The 13,733-nt window shown below is 40.5% G+C and carries 14 protein-coding genes; 3 read left to right on the top strand and 11 right to left on the bottom strand.

Translation table 11 applies throughout. The features are described 5' to 3' along the window. Positions 1–63: 63 nt before the first annotated feature. The 3 genes from MKY27_RS05340 (at position 64) to MKY27_RS05330 (ending at position 3,029) form a co-directional block, all read left to right on the top strand. On the top strand, positions 64–1,452 hold the full coding sequence (locus MKY27_RS05340; RefSeq protein WP_339175705.1) for a glycine--tRNA ligase: 1,389 nt from the start codon (positions 64–66) through the stop codon (positions 1,450–1,452). Positions 1,453–1,688: 236 nt separating this feature from the next. Continuing rightward, complete coding sequence (locus tag MKY27_RS05335) at positions 1,689–2,153, top strand: hypothetical protein (protein ID WP_339198324.1); 465 nt, start codon at positions 1,689–1,691, stop codon at positions 2,151–2,153. A 69-nt stretch (positions 2,154–2,222) separates the two neighbouring features. After that, entirely contained in the window at positions 2,223–3,029 is an 807-nt protein-coding gene (locus tag MKY27_RS05330; RefSeq protein WP_339198322.1) for an EcsC family protein, read from the top strand. A gap of 25 nt (positions 3,030–3,054) precedes the next feature. On the opposite strand, the gene MKY27_RS05325 is transcribed toward MKY27_RS05330, so the two are convergent. From MKY27_RS05325 to MKY27_RS05275, 11 genes are all read right to left on the bottom strand, one after another. Next, the gene (locus MKY27_RS05325; RefSeq protein WP_339198320.1) at positions 3,055–3,861 is read right to left on the bottom strand and encodes an MBL fold metallo-hydrolase; all 807 of its coding nucleotides are present in this window, start codon (positions 3,859–3,861) and stop codon (positions 3,055–3,057) included. 81 nt (positions 3,862–3,942) lie between these two features. Then, on the bottom strand, positions 3,943–4,716 hold the full coding sequence (recO, locus tag MKY27_RS05320) for a DNA repair protein RecO (protein ID WP_339175690.1): 774 nt from the start codon (positions 4,714–4,716) through the stop codon (positions 3,943–3,945). 61 nt (positions 4,717–4,777) lie between these two features. After that, positions 4,778–5,941, bottom strand: a complete 1,164-nt coding sequence (locus MKY27_RS05315; RefSeq protein ID WP_339198318.1) for a CapA family protein — start codon at positions 5,939–5,941, stop codon at positions 4,778–4,780. A gap of 708 nt (positions 5,942–6,649) precedes the next feature. Continuing rightward, the gene (era, locus tag MKY27_RS05310) at positions 6,650–7,564 is read right to left on the bottom strand and encodes a GTPase Era (protein WP_339175687.1); all 915 of its coding nucleotides are present in this window, start codon (positions 7,562–7,564) and stop codon (positions 6,650–6,652) included. After that, positions 7,551–7,958: a cytidine deaminase gene (locus tag MKY27_RS05305; RefSeq protein ID WP_079525607.1), complete on the bottom strand. Its 408-nt coding sequence runs from the start codon at positions 7,956–7,958 to the stop codon at positions 7,551–7,553. The genes era and MKY27_RS05305 overlap by 14 nt, the downstream gene beginning before the upstream one ends. Before the next feature lie 26 nt (positions 7,959–7,984). Continuing rightward, the gene (locus MKY27_RS05300; protein WP_339175686.1) at positions 7,985–8,335 is read right to left on the bottom strand and encodes a diacylglycerol kinase family protein; all 351 of its coding nucleotides are present in this window, start codon (positions 8,333–8,335) and stop codon (positions 7,985–7,987) included. Further along, the gene (ybeY, locus tag MKY27_RS05295) at positions 8,322–8,807 is read right to left on the bottom strand and encodes an rRNA maturation RNase YbeY (protein WP_339198315.1); all 486 of its coding nucleotides are present in this window, start codon (positions 8,805–8,807) and stop codon (positions 8,322–8,324) included. Before ybeY ends, MKY27_RS05300 begins: the two co-directional genes overlap by 14 nt. 14 nt (positions 8,808–8,821) lie before the next feature. Continuing rightward, positions 8,822–10,936, bottom strand: coding sequence for an HDIG domain-containing metalloprotein (locus MKY27_RS05290; RefSeq protein WP_339198313.1), 2,115 nt, complete (start codon positions 10,934–10,936; stop codon positions 8,822–8,824). A gap of 451 nt (positions 10,937–11,387) precedes the next feature. Continuing rightward, positions 11,388–12,347 carry a PhoH family protein gene (locus MKY27_RS05285; RefSeq protein ID WP_008403135.1) on the bottom strand — a complete coding sequence of 320 codons (960 nt, stop codon included), beginning with the start codon at positions 12,345–12,347 and terminating at the stop codon, positions 11,388–11,390. A gap of 2 nt (positions 12,348–12,349) precedes the next feature. Then, entirely contained in the window at positions 12,350–13,459 is a 1,110-nt protein-coding gene (locus tag MKY27_RS05280) for a sporulation protein YqfD (protein ID WP_339198310.1), read from the bottom strand. Next, entirely contained in the window at positions 13,456–13,692 is a 237-nt protein-coding gene (locus MKY27_RS05275; protein ID WP_008403137.1) for a hypothetical protein, read from the bottom strand. The genes MKY27_RS05280 and MKY27_RS05275 overlap by 4 nt, the downstream gene beginning before the upstream one ends. Positions 13,693–13,733 lie beyond the last annotated feature (41 nt).

Here is a 13,733-nt window from a genome sequence, read left to right as displayed (position 1 = left end):
GAGATTTTGTGCCCGGAGACGGGTGCTTTTATTTTTTCATTACCGAACAGGAGGTTTTTTTTCATGGCAGAAAAATCAATGGAGACAATTGTATCATTAGCAAAACACCGCGGATTCGTATTTCCGGGATCTGATATTTACGGTGGTTTAGCAAACACTTGGGATTACGGTCCACTAGGTGTAGAACTTAAAAACAACGTTAAAAAAGCTTGGTGGCTGAAGTTCGTTCAGGAATCTGAACATAACGTAGGTTTAGATGCAGCGATTTTAATGAACCCAAAAGCTTGGGTTGCATCTGGTCACGTAGGTAACTTCAATGACCCGATGATCGACTGTAAAGCATGTAAAGCGCGTCACCGTGCAGATAAATTGATTGAAGATGCTTCATTAACAAAAACAGGCAAAGAAATTATCGTTGATGGTATGACGTTCGATCAAATGAAAGAAAAAATGGAAGAGCTTGAAGTAGCTTGTCCGGACTGCGGAAAAATCGATTTCACAGATATCCGCCAATTCAACTTAATGTTCAAAACGCACCAAGGTGTAACTGAATCATCATCAAATGAAATTTACCTTCGTCCGGAAACAGCACAGGGTATTTTCGTAAACTTTAAAAACGTTCAACGTTCAATGCGTAAAAAGACACCATTCGGTATCGCCCAAATCGGTAAATCTTTCCGTAACGAAATCACACCTGGTAACTTCACATTCCGTACTCGTGAATTCGAACAAATGGAACTTGAATTCTTCTGTAAGCCAGGTGAAGACCTTGAGTGGCACTCTTACTGGAAAGAGTTCTGTAAAAACTGGCTTCTTGGATTAGGTATGAAAGAAGATTCAATGCGTTTACGCGATCATGAAGATGATGAGCTTTCACACTATTCAAATGCGACAACAGATATCGAATTCCGCTTCCCATTCGGCTGGGGCGAACTATGGGGTATCGCAGACCGTACAGATTTCGACTTGAAGCAGCATATGGAACATTCTGGTGAAGATTTCACTTACATCGATCCTGTTTCAAATGAGCGCTATGTACCATACTGTATCGAGCCATCATTAGGTGCTGACCGTGTAACATTGGCATTCTTATGTGACGCTTTTGAAGAAGAGCAATTAGAAGGCGACGATACTCGTACAGTATTACGCTTCCACCCTGCACTAGCTCCATTCAAAGCAGCGGTATTGCCACTTTCTAAAAAATTATCGGAAGAAGCTGGCGACGTATGGGCAGATTTACGTAAAGCATTCCCGGTTGATTACGATGAGTCACAATCGATCGGTAAACGTTACCGCCGTCAAGACGAAATCGGTACACCATTCTGTATCACATACGATTTCGATTCAAAAGAAGACGGTCAAGTAACAGTACGTCACCGCGATTCAATGGAACAAATCCGTATGCCGATCGCTGAAGTAAAAGCTTATATCGAAAAACATTTACAATTCTAATTTCACAAGGCACTTTCTGTTCGATTTCGAGCAGAAAGTGTTTTTTCTTTTTACAGGGTCTCCCCCCCTCACAAGCTTTAAGTATTCCGGAAATTAATTCACTAAAGCAAAAGCACCCCTTTTTATATTATCTTCCTGTAAAAATATACAAAAACGCTTTTAATTTTTAGATTATTTAGATAATTAAACGTAAAAATAAGTTATAATCTAAGAAAGTAATAGATGGAGGGGATTTTATGTTTTTTCAGGTAAAGGATAAATCCAATACACCTTTAGACACGTTTGATAAAATTTCACATCTCGTAAAAGCTATACTCCAATATGAATGCCCGGAACACCGCGCACAGCACCACATCCTTTACACCGCAAATATGAAGCTTGAAACTTACCGTGAAGCACAGTTATTTTACAGAAAGTTTGATGATCCGAGCAATGCACTTGATCGTTTGAGCCGCGAAGCTTATGAACTGGCAAATAAAAAATACAATCAATTGTTTACAATCATCCGGGGTTATATGCATTTAAGCGACGATCAAAAACGTGATCATTTTAATCATCACTTCCGCTTTTCCAAAGAAAAAATCGATGATATGTTCACTCTTTTCGAACAGATGCACCATCATCAGCACTTAAAGCTTGAAGAAGAGTTTTATGAACGGTTAAAAGAAGATATCATCCCATTGCTGACACAATTCGAGTAACTTGCTGAAACCTTTTCCTATATGAAACGTAAAATAAGGAACATGTCCATTGGGAGGGCGATTAGATTTATGGAAACGCAACAGCAGCTGGAAAATCACTTATTAGCAATCCAACTATGGGAAAAAGATCAAAGCGGTTTATGGTTTTGGGAGAAAATTGGCCGTATCCCTTTTAAAATACTCGATAAATTAACACCGAAATTCATACAGGAGAAACTTTCCGTCTTGATCGACGAACTGGTGAGCTATGTCCAAACAGGTGGAAAATATTTAGTAAGCGAAAAGTCAATGATGCGTCATATTCAAAAACATACGTTGCATTCGGTTTCGACTTTGGAGGATATTGGACAGATGCCAATTGAAGATATGGTGGAACTGAGTGAGAAACTGCAGAAAAACCGTGCAAAAGTAGCGACTGTACAAGGGGCGTCAACCGGCTTTGGCGGTGTGTTTACATTGGCACTCGATATCCCAGTTATTCTTGGAATTGCGTTAAAAACATTGCAGGAAATCGCCATGATCCATGGCTATGATCCAAATGAAAAAGCCGAGCGTATTTTCATCGTAAAATGTCTGCAGTTTGCCTCTTCGGATGTAGTCGGCAAAGAAGCTATACTAAACGAGCTGGCACAACATTATGAAAAACCTAACGCTGCAGAAAATATGGTTTCCCAGCTACAAGGCTGGCAGGAAGTCTTCTTTACGTACCGCGATAACTTCGGTATGAAGAAGCTCTTTCAAATGATTCCTGTAGCCGGTATGATTTTCGGTGCCTTTATCAATAAGTCATTGATTGAAGATATTGCCGAGGCAGGCATGATGCTATACCGTAAGCGAAGAGTGCTGGAACGGATGAATGAACTGGCAAACAACTAATTTTCCATAAAAATAGCCAAGGATTTTAGTTTGACCTAAATCCTTGGCTATTTTTTACCGTTTCTTTATTTAGTTTATGCATGTCTTTTAAACCTTTATAAAACGGATAAAGCTTTTGCAATTCTGTTTCATCCACACAGTCGGCTGATAAATTATTTAAATATAATAAAGACTCATCAATACGTTTTTGAATTTCATTTTTGTTATTCGTCGTTGTCCCATGTCCCGGCACGAGAACTTCAATTTTTTTGTGCGAAATAATTGTCTGTACCTTTTGAATTGTCGCCAAATACGCTTCGTAATCTTCGATAAAAGGAAACTCGACATTCGATAAATAATCCCCTGCCAATAAAATCCCGGACGGCTCCACAACTGTAAATAAGCCATCTGCCGTATGTCCTGGCGATCGATAAAAGCTACACGTCACGTCCTGCAGCTCAACTGTTTGGCTATCTTCTTTTATGACGATATCGATATGAGGATAAATAACTGGATAATCCCTTTCGATATAGTACTGCGCATCAAACTGACGAATTTGTTCCAATACCTCTTCTTTATTTATTTTATTGACAAAGGCTTCACTGGCGATAGTAGTCGCATTCGGGAAGGCCCCTGCAGCAATAATATGATCATAATCACTATGTGTATAAATAATATATAATTTCCGATCTTCAATAACCGAATCGATATAGGCTTTTATTTCGGCAACTTCATTCGGCAACCAGTTAGGGTCCGTAACAATTAAAGCATCCTTTGTTTTAACTACCGCTGATGTCGTTTGATATAACACACTTTGAAATACGGTTAGCTGCTCATTTTCAAATTGGCGCAATATTTCCCCTCCTCAATAGAACAAAGCGAGTCTGCGCAATTCTACGCAATTTCGACTCGCTTTATTTCCTAGGCAATAATTTTATTCTTCTTCCTTCTTTTCACGCTGCAGTAACGGTGTACGCTCCAATTGCTCAATGAAGTTGCGTGATTTCAGACGGATTCCTGTTTGCTCTTCATAGATTGTCGTGACAATTTTTTTTATAAATTGTTTCGTTTGCGGTTTTAAATCCAGCTTGCCGACTTGTTCAATCGGCACTGTATAAAACATGCGAATCAGCTTAAGCTGCGTTGGTGACAACCGAATAATATACGGATCCAAATGGAAACAACGATGGCAGATAAATCCGCCTTGTGTAAATGAAAATGCAAATTCCCCATCAACGGCTCCACACCCTGCACATGCATGCAAAATCGGCTGGATCCCTGCAAACGGGAGCATTTTCCAATCCACAAATAATGTAATTGCTTCAGGATCATACCCTTCTTCAATTGCATTCAATGCCTGTATTAATATATCAAAAGCATAAGGTTCCGGTCGTCCTTCTTCAACGAGGCGATCCACAATTTCCACGATATAGCTTGCATAGGCTGTTGCCACAATATCCGTTTGTATATGACGCATCGAATTGAAATGTTCCCCTTGCTGCAATGTCCCCATGCCTGATGTTCGCTGGACTAAGAACGAGCCATGCATAAATGTTTGTGTTACACCTGCCAGACGACTCGTCGGCTTTTTCGCTCCACGTGCCATACACGCGACTTTACCGGCTTCACGTGTCATAAGGGTCACGATTTTATTGGATTCACCATAAGCACGCGCCTTTAAAACGATGCCTTCCCATTTATGTAGCATCTGTTGCACATCCTTCTATTTCTTTCGTATCTCTATTATACCGCACTATCAATAGAAAAGTTTAATAAACGGTTACAGATTGTCCCATGATTTTCTTTACCCATTGCAGATTTTTTACAGAGCGCTGTTCCACATCTTTTAACGGATAAACCCGATAAATTCCGTCTGCATCCTTTAATACAGACGTGGCATAAAGCTCAGGTTTATCTATTGTAATCCGGTCGCCTTCCTTTGTAATATCAAGGCTTGCAATCCCGCCAATCATCGTGTTTGGTATTGTTAAGATAGTAGAAAAGAAATTACCGAGAGAATAAAAAATATGCGTTTCCTGCCCCTGTTCATTTGTCAGCTTGTCATACGGCTGGAGTACATGCGGGTGAGTCCCGAATATAATATCAACACCTGCTTTATTTAATATATCCGCATAATATTTTTGATTGTCATTCGCTGCATACACATATTCTGATCCCCAGTGCATCGAGACTGCTACGACGTCGACCGTTTTTTTTAATTCCTCGACATCCGCTTTGATCTTTGCTTCATCGATATAATTAATGAGCAATGGTGATTCCTTCGGTAAATAAAGTCCATTTGTTCCATACGTATAGGCAAGCAGTCCAATTTTTATCGATCCGATTTCGATAATGCGTTGTGCTGACTGATCCTCTTTATTTTTATAAGCTCCGACATATGGCATATGATAGTCTTCCAGGTTATTGAAGACCGTACGTATACCACTTTCACCTTGGTCGACGATATGATTATTGGCTATCGTCACCAAATCCACCCCTGCATGCTGGAGATCGCGAATAATATGGGCTGGACTCGAAAAGCGCGGATAGCCGCTTAATGGATACTCATTGCCGACAGGTGGCGATTCCTGATTGGCAATCAGAAAATCATAGCTTTGCATCTTCGGCACCACCGCTGCAAAAGATGAAGTATAATCATCATATTTCGCAAGCCTTAAATGCAGCAAAATATCACCTGTCATTGCAAGACGAATCGATTCCTTGGTGACTTGTTCCTTAGGTTTGCTGATCGGTTTGTCAGTTTCATTTAGATCATTCTCTGACTTTATTTCAGGTGGGTTGTTTTCCTCGGTAGTCATTTGACCTTCTGCGACTAATATTGGTGGGTCCTGATCCGCAGTCGCAATGACAATAAATAGTAAAGCGAGTGATACCGTCCATAGTGCCAATAAAAATTTATTTAATTTATTCAATGTTTCACCTGCTAACTTCTGTTAAATATTCCCTTATTAAATGGTAGCAGAACATTCGCTATAATCAAGAATAATGTTGTTATCGGGTGGGAGAATTTATTGGACTCGTTGTTGAGGTTTGGAGAAAGTTTAGTGGTAAAAGTAGAAGGTTTTGGCTTGGAAGTAGAATCTTTTCATTGGAAAGTGGGACGCGCTTTCTTTATTCGCCAATTCAATGAGCGATGTAGAATATTTCATGGCGAAAGTAGAACCTCCCTGCCCAAAAGTAGAACTATTTCTCCGTAATGTGGAACAATACTCACGAAATGTAGAACACGCATACCTTATTTGCCAAACAAATAGAAAATGGAGAATATTTCATGGCGAAAGGAGAACCTCCCTGCCCGAAAGTAGAACCTTTTCATCCTAATGTGGAACAATACTCACTGAATGTGGAACGCGCTTACCTTATTCGCCAATTTAATGAGGAATGTAGAATATTTCATGGCAAAAGTAGAACCTCCCTGCCCGAAAGTAGAACCTTTTCATCCTAATGTGGAACAACACGCATGGAATGTAGAACACGCCTACCTTATTCGCCAATTCAATGAGAAATGGAGAATATTTCATGGCGAAAGTAGAACCTCCTCGCACGAAAACGAGACGCACGAAAAGTAGAACATTAAAATACACCCATTTTCCTTAAGAAAATGGGTGCTTCGCTACATCTTAATACTCGTCTTCTCTAAATCCGAAGTCGCGTAAATGTGTTTGCTTGTTACGCCAATCTTTTTGAACTTTTACCCAAAGCTCTAAGTATACTTTTGAGCCTAATAGCATTTCAATATCTTGGCGGGCACGGGAGCCGACTTCTTTTAAAAGGGCACCGCGTTTGCCGATGACAATCCCTTTTTGTGAATCGCGTTCTACCATGATCGTTGCCTGAACATGAATCATATTTTCTTTTTCTTCATGTGGCTTAATGCGCTCAATGACAACTGCAATTGAATGCGGAATTTCTTCACGAGTTAAGTGCAATACCTTTTCACGGATCAACTCAGAAATAATGAATCGTTCCGGGTGGTCTGTTACTTGATCTGCCGGGTAATATTGAGGCCCTTCCGGTAAATACTTTTCGATTGTCGTTAATAAGTTTTCTACGTTGTTGCCCTGTAATGCTGAAATTGGAATAATTTCCGCAAAGTCAAACTTATCTTTATACGAATCAATGATTTTTACCAGTTCATCCGGGTGCACTAAATCGATTTTGTTGATGATTAAAAATACCGGTGTTTTATTGCCTTCCAGCAGTTCGATGATGAATTCGTCACCTTTTCCGATCGCTTGTTCAGCATTCACCATAAACATGATTACATCGACTTCACGTAAAGCGTTGCGTGAAGTTTTCAGCATAAATTCGCCTAATTTATGTTTCGGCTTATGAATGCCCGGTGTATCGATGAAAATCGTTTGAGAGTTTTGTTGTGTTAATACACCTTGTACTTTATTACGTGTCGTTTGTGGTTTGTCTGACATAATCGCAATTTTTTGGCCGATTACTCGGTTTAAAAATGTCGATTTGCCCACATTAGGACGACCTACAATCGAGACGAAGCCCGATTTGTATCCTTTATTTTCCTGCATTTTTCATATCCTCCGTATTAAATGCACCCGGGATCAGCTCACCTACCGTTGTTTGTTGAACGTCACCATTCATATTCGTTAAGTAGACGGGCATATCCGGAGCACAAAATTCACTCATTACTTGTCGACAAGCTCCGCATGGGGAACATGGACCCGGTGTATCTGCTACGACCGCCAGCGCTTTAAATTTCATATTGCCTTCTGACACTGCTTTGAAAAACGCCGTACGTTCTGCGCAGTTTGTCATGCTGTAGCCTGCATTCTCAATATTGCAGCCGTTGTATACTGTACCATCTTCAGCTAGTAAAGCCGCACCTACTTTAAATTTCGAGTAAGGTACATAAGCAAATTCACGTGCAATTTTAGATTGTTCCATTAATTGTTCCATGTTCATAATTTGGTTCCCCCAAAACATTATTTTTAAAACCATTTTGGTAAAAATATGAGTAGTCCGATTATAACACTTGCGAGCGCAAAAACAAGTACGGCCCCTGCCGCGACATCCTTTGCCTGCTTGGCGAGCGGATGAATTTCCGGTGATGCCAGGTCCACTACACGCTCGATTGCTGTGTTGATCATTTCGGCTCCTATGACAAAAGCGATGACGAAAATGATGATGCACCATTCGACGATCGATAACCCTGTCAACAAGCCTGCCATTATGACAATAATGGCACTCGCTATGTGAAATCTGAAATTCTGTTCATGTAAAGCCGTAAACAGTCCTTCCATTGCATAACGAAAAGAACGAAAAAATTTACGGACATTCATTCATATCACGACCTAGGCCGTATGACTGTAAAATCGTATCTTGCTTCCCGAACATGACTTTTTCATCTTCCGGTGTCATATGATCATAGCCTAGCAGGTGCAAAAAGCCATGGACAGCCAAGAAGCCAAGTTCACGCTCAAACGTATGGCCATATTCGGCTGCCTGTTCACGTGTGCGGTCTGTCGAGATGATAATATCCCCTAAAACACGCGGAATCCCTTCACCGATAATTTGCAGTTCCCCTTCACCCATTTCTTCCATTGCAAAAGAAATAACATCAGTAGGCTGGTCCTTATCACGGTATTCACGGTTAATTTCATGGATCGCTTCATTTGTCACAAACGTAACCGACACTTCCGAGCCGTCCTCGATTCCTTCCTGCTCCGCTGCATGCTGCAGTAATTTTTCCACTAGTTCCAAGTGGTCTTCTTTCACTTCATTTGTTTCATCTAAAAAATCAATTAATAACATGTTGTTCCCTCCTACTATTCCTTTGGATATTCAATACGCGAGTGGAACGTTCCATTCAATGTTTCACATAATACGTCTTCAATCTTTTTCAGTTCTTTTAATGAAATATCACATTCATCAAACTGGTCATCCTGTACACGATCCTGAATAATCGATTGCACAAGCTTCTGTATTTTCTCAGCATTCGGCTGCTGCATCGAACGGACTGCCGCTTCCACACTATCCGCAATACTGATGATTGCCGCTTCTTTCGTCTGTGGCTTTGGACCCGGGTATCGGAATATACTTTCGTCCAATTCTTTCCCTTCTTCCTTCGCCTTAAACAAAAAGAATTTCAATGTGCTTGTCCCGTGATGCTGTAGACAAATATCTATGATTTCCTGCGGCATTTTATGCTTGCGCAAGAGCTCTGCCCCATCTGTAGTATGCGCAATAATAATTTCCGCACTACTTTCGGGTGCCATCGTATCATGAGGATTTGTCCCCATTTGGTTTTCAATGAAAAATAGAGGTCTTCGCGTTTTTCCTACATCATGATAATAGCAGCCGACCCTTGCCAGCAAGCCATCCGCCCCGATCGCTTCACATGCCGCTTCAGCCAGATTCGCAACCATTATACTATGGTGATACGTACCAGGTGTTTCCGTCAAAATTTTCTTCAGCAGCGGGTGGTTCGGATTCGATAATTCAATCAGACGCACGACCGATAAAAGTCCGAATGCCGATTCAAAGTAAGGAAGCAGCCCCATCATTAAAGCACCGGATAATAACCCGGAAATAATTGCTGCAGCAACGTAAAATGCAACTTCCTTCATTCCGTAACCTGATTGTCCCATTAAAATATAAAATGCGATAAATACAATGTTCACAAGGATTACAATACCAACCGCCTGTAAAATGTCTGTCCGTTTTTCCAGACTGCGCATGAATATAATCGATGCGAATCCGCCAAATAAAATGTAAAGCGCTGTATCCATCTGTAAAATACCGGATAACCCTTCATGAAAGATGATCCCTGCAGATGCAGCCGTAATGATTGTCACAATACTCGCGGTACGGTCATTGGCCAGTACGCGAACAAGCATTGTCGCTAACGCTGACGGGAAAATGAAGGCAATCATCAAATCAAAATTCGTTGAAATGAGCGCGATCAGTTTCATCATGATTAACGCAATCGCATACACAATAATTGTCACGAGCAGTTCATTGCGTTTTGAAGCAATGTCTTTTTCCGAACGGTCAAACAAAACAAACAGGAATGACATTTGCAGTAAAATCAAAATAATCAGTCCGGCAATCGGTTTAATCGATTCCTCACTGTCCAGCATTCCTAACAAATCAAGCTGGCGGTATATTTCGCGGGTAATAACTTCGCCTTCCTGGACAATAATCTGTCCTTGCAAAATACGTGTCGGCTCCACCGCTTCCTTTGCCTGCTGTCTGGCAATCTCCGTTTTTTCACTATCAAGCACTTCAGTTTCAACAATAGCTGCACGACCAATGACGATTGCCACACTCATTAACCCCTCGGATATTGAGGGCTGCTGGCGAATCTTGCTTTCCAGTTCGTTTCGGTATGGCAGCAAGCTCTCCTTACGAAGCGGATAATTTAAGTTTACTTCTACCAATGTCGCCAATGCATCACGTGCAGATTCAAGATTTGCCTGTGGTGCACTTAAGACATTCACCAACTGTGCATCCGATAAAATCAGGGTTTGCTGGTTGTCCAATATATCTTTTAGCGCTGAACGCAGAATTTTAACCTGTTCATCTTGCGGTACTTCCTCCTCCGCCTTTGCAATCTCATTTTTCACGTCCAATGCGATATCAAAAATGGTCGTCACAAAAGTTGCACGCTGACTTGGAACCTCATCTTTATATATGTATACAGGATCTACGGCTTTCTCCGCATTTGCCCTTTCTATTTCTGTCTTTACCGTATCTTCCACTGTTTTGGAAGAACGAATCGTTTCCGGTGATAATTCAGTTAGCTGGATATCATATGTAACGCCACGAACATTATCAATCATCAGGAAAAACTGCAGAAGTGCAGTAGCCGCAAGTACGATGATTAACAGTGCGCGAAAGCTGACTAGTTGGATGAGCTTGTTAAATCTTTCTATGATCATGCACCTCCCTTTGTTTCTATGTTCATTTTATCAAAATTATATGTTTGGTGTTACGAAAAGTACGTATGTTTTTCAAATAAAGTTTAACTTCAATCTGTGGGGGTTCTTTTTATCCCCACTGATTAAAAGGAACACAAGCTAAAAACGTCACGTCCTGTGACAACGCTTGTGTGACCAACATCGTGTTGGCCCAAACCAATCGGGCTTTTACGGGTAGTTGACCACAATCTCTGTTTTATGCCAAAGCTGGAAGTCTTACTTCTAGCGCTAAACAATTATCCCAAACAGATAAATTACTACCCGTTAATGCGGGATAAATGTCTTTATACCAATGAACATTGTCACGAATTCCTCCTTTTAGTTTATATACGTAAATTTTTCCAATAAGTTTCATGCCATTTTTCCCAATAAAAAAACTTTCAACCTTACAATAAAGTTGAAAGTTTCCTTTTTATAATTCCTGCTCTGTGTAAGCCTGGATGACTCTCGCTACTAATGGGTGACGGACTACATCACCTTGTTCAAGTATTTGGAAATGAATGTCTTTTACATAGCGTAATGTGCGCTCCGCAATAATTAGACCGGATTCCGTATTTTTAGGTAAATCAATTTGCGTTTTATCGCCTGTAATGACCATTTTCGAACCAAAGCCTAAACGCGTTAAGAACATCTTCATTTGCTGATGTGTTGTGTTTTGGGCTTCGTCTAAAATGACAAACGCATCATCCAATGTACGGCCACGCATGTACGCTAACGGCGCGATTTCAATCGTCCCGCGCTCAATTAGGCGCTGCGTCTGTTCCTGTCCATAAATATCATGCAAGGCGTCATAGAGCGGACGTAAATACGGATCGACTTTTTCCTTCAAATCCCCCGGCAAAAACCCTAAAGACTCGCCTGCTTCAACGGCAGGGCGTGTTAAAATAATACGCTTTACATGACCATTTTTTAATGCCTGTGTAGCCATCACAACCGCTAAATATGTTTTACCGGTTCCGGCTGGTCCAATTCCGAATATCAGGTCTTTATGACGGATTGCCCGGATGTACTCACGCTGCCCGATCGTTTTTGCACGGATGGGCTTGCCTTTTGTATTGCGCGCAATTTCTTCATCATATAGCTCCGCATAATATTCAATTGTGCCTTTACTGGCCATCTCAATGGCTGTTGACACATCACGCTGATCGATATTAATATTTTTTCGAATAACTTTCAATAACGCTTCCAAAACTGCATATGCCTGATTTTTCTTTTCTAAATCGTCACCTGCAATTTGTATGACTTCCCCACGCGTAATAATTTGTACGCTATAAGTTTCTTCAATCAATGTTATATTTGCATCTGACATTCCTAAAAGCATTACAGCTTCATTTGGATTGTCGATTTGGAGCTCAACATATTTTTCTGACATACTCATTCTCCTTGGTGAATTGGATGTGGTTGTGCGATATTTTCATTTATTAAATACAAGACTTTCCCTTTAACTGTATCATCATCACTGTAGACGTGCAAAAGTTTTTCTGCTTTAATGGCGGTTTCAAGCGGTAATGAAGAAATCATCTTTTCATGCAGTAATGGCAAGATAATTGTTTCTACATCCTTTTCACTTATCTTTTCCTTTTTTTTATGGAACATTCGATAAGGTTTATACGTCACAACGGACTTCAAAGGTTCAATAGACATCTGTTCTATCGCTGTTCCGATTTTCTCCCAATTCACGTCATACTTCCAGCCATGGTCATCCAATACTTCGATTTCAATTGATTTAGGAACGGAAAATGATGTTTCAAGCCAGTAATCCACAAACACTTCGCCTTCAGCACCGATAACAATTTCCTTTTCACCATGCTGCAGCACACCTGAAACGAGAATATCTCCTTTGTAGACCGTCATATTTTGCTCAACTTGACGAACACCGCGTTCAATTTGGAAATGAGTGACGACACCGCTGTTGTTCGCAACGAGATGCTGGTTTTTGTTCACTTTTGGAACCGGCTCAATCTTTGGCGCCAATTGCGGATTAATCGTAATTTTACTTCCGTTTTTCATAATATGTACCCATGAAAACTCCCGAAACTCCTTCATCATCGTCTGTCGGATTTCATTATCGGATAAAAATGTTTTTTTCGGTACAGGAAACTTTACGCCCATCTCCTTATGCAAATACTGCGCCACTTCATCTTCCAGTTCAATCGTGGTGGCTTCAACTTCGACTTCCCATACAAAGCGTGAAAGTATTATTGGCAGGATGATTAACATGATGATACCAATGGCCGTAACCATATCTTTTTGCAGAATTTTCTCCGGCTCGCTGTAACGGATTGTAATTTTTACTTTCGCTTTTTTTCTTAGTCTGCGCAGTAATGACAAATTACTATGCGCCACTTGGAAAGTTATTTCGCTCTGTTTAAAAGTCAAATTAAAAACACGGATTTTATGCTCTTTCAGCAGCATAATAAAAGTACTTGCTTCTTTTGATTGCTTTAGTTTGATTGTTATTAGCTTTTTATAGGATTTACTCATTTTGCATTCCGCTCAATCGTAAGCTTCTGCAGATTTTTACATTGAATTAAAAACCCTTCTTCGAATAAATGCTGGACTTCCACTTCCCCTGCATGAACGTACATCGTAAAATCCTTTGTCGTACAATTATATTCGGTCGGGGTTACATCACCTATCGTATAGGAACCATCATAGCGGATATCCATAAAAGAGGTGATTTGCAATTTATTGTTTTTAGGAAATAAATTTTTCAATAAAAGCCTCCTTTTTACGTCACTATATGCTCGGAAAAAAG

This window comes from Solibacillus sp. FSL R5-0449 (assembly GCF_037975215.1).
Classification (GTDB): Bacteria; Bacillota; Bacilli; order Bacillales_A; family Planococcaceae; genus Solibacillus.
This window is presented reverse-complemented; position numbering and strand designations above follow the sequence as displayed.

Excerpts from the sequence above, each read along its gene's own strand:
- MKY27_RS05340 (WP_339175705.1), top strand. The coding sequence starts at position 64 with ATGGCAGAAAAATCAATGGAGACAATTGTATCATTAGCAAAACACCGC.
- MKY27_RS05335 (WP_339198324.1), top strand. The coding sequence starts at position 1,689 with ATGTTTTTTCAGGTAAAGGATAAATCCAATACACCTTTAGACACGTTT.
- MKY27_RS05330 (WP_339198322.1), top strand. The coding sequence starts at position 2,223 with ATGGAAACGCAACAGCAGCTGGAAAATCACTTATTAGCAATCCAACTA.
- recO (WP_339175690.1), bottom strand. The coding sequence starts at position 4,716 with ATGCTACATAAATGGGAAGGCATCGTTTTAAAGGCGCGTGCTTATGGT.
- era (WP_339175687.1), bottom strand. The coding sequence starts at position 7,564 with ATGCAGGAAAATAAAGGATACAAATCGGGCTTCGTCTCGATTGTAGGT.
- MKY27_RS05305 (WP_079525607.1), bottom strand. The coding sequence starts at position 7,958 with ATGAACATGGAACAATTAATGGAACAATCTAAAATTGCACGTGAATTT.
- MKY27_RS05300 (WP_339175686.1), bottom strand. The coding sequence starts at position 8,335 with ATGAATGTCCGTAAATTTTTTCGTTCTTTTCGTTATGCAATGGAAGGA.
- ybeY (WP_339198315.1), bottom strand. The coding sequence starts at position 8,807 with ATGTTATTAATTGATTTTTTAGATGAAACAAATGAAGTGAAAGAAGAC.
- MKY27_RS05290 (WP_339198313.1), bottom strand. The coding sequence starts at position 10,936 with ATGATCATAGAAAGATTTAACAAGCTCATCCAACTAGTCAGCTTTCGC.
- MKY27_RS05285 (WP_008403135.1), bottom strand. The coding sequence starts at position 12,347 with ATGTCAGAAAAATATGTTGAGCTCCAAATCGACAATCCAAATGAAGCT.
- MKY27_RS05280 (WP_339198310.1), bottom strand. The coding sequence starts at position 13,459 with ATGAGTAAATCCTATAAAAAGCTAATAACAATCAAACTAAAGCAATCA.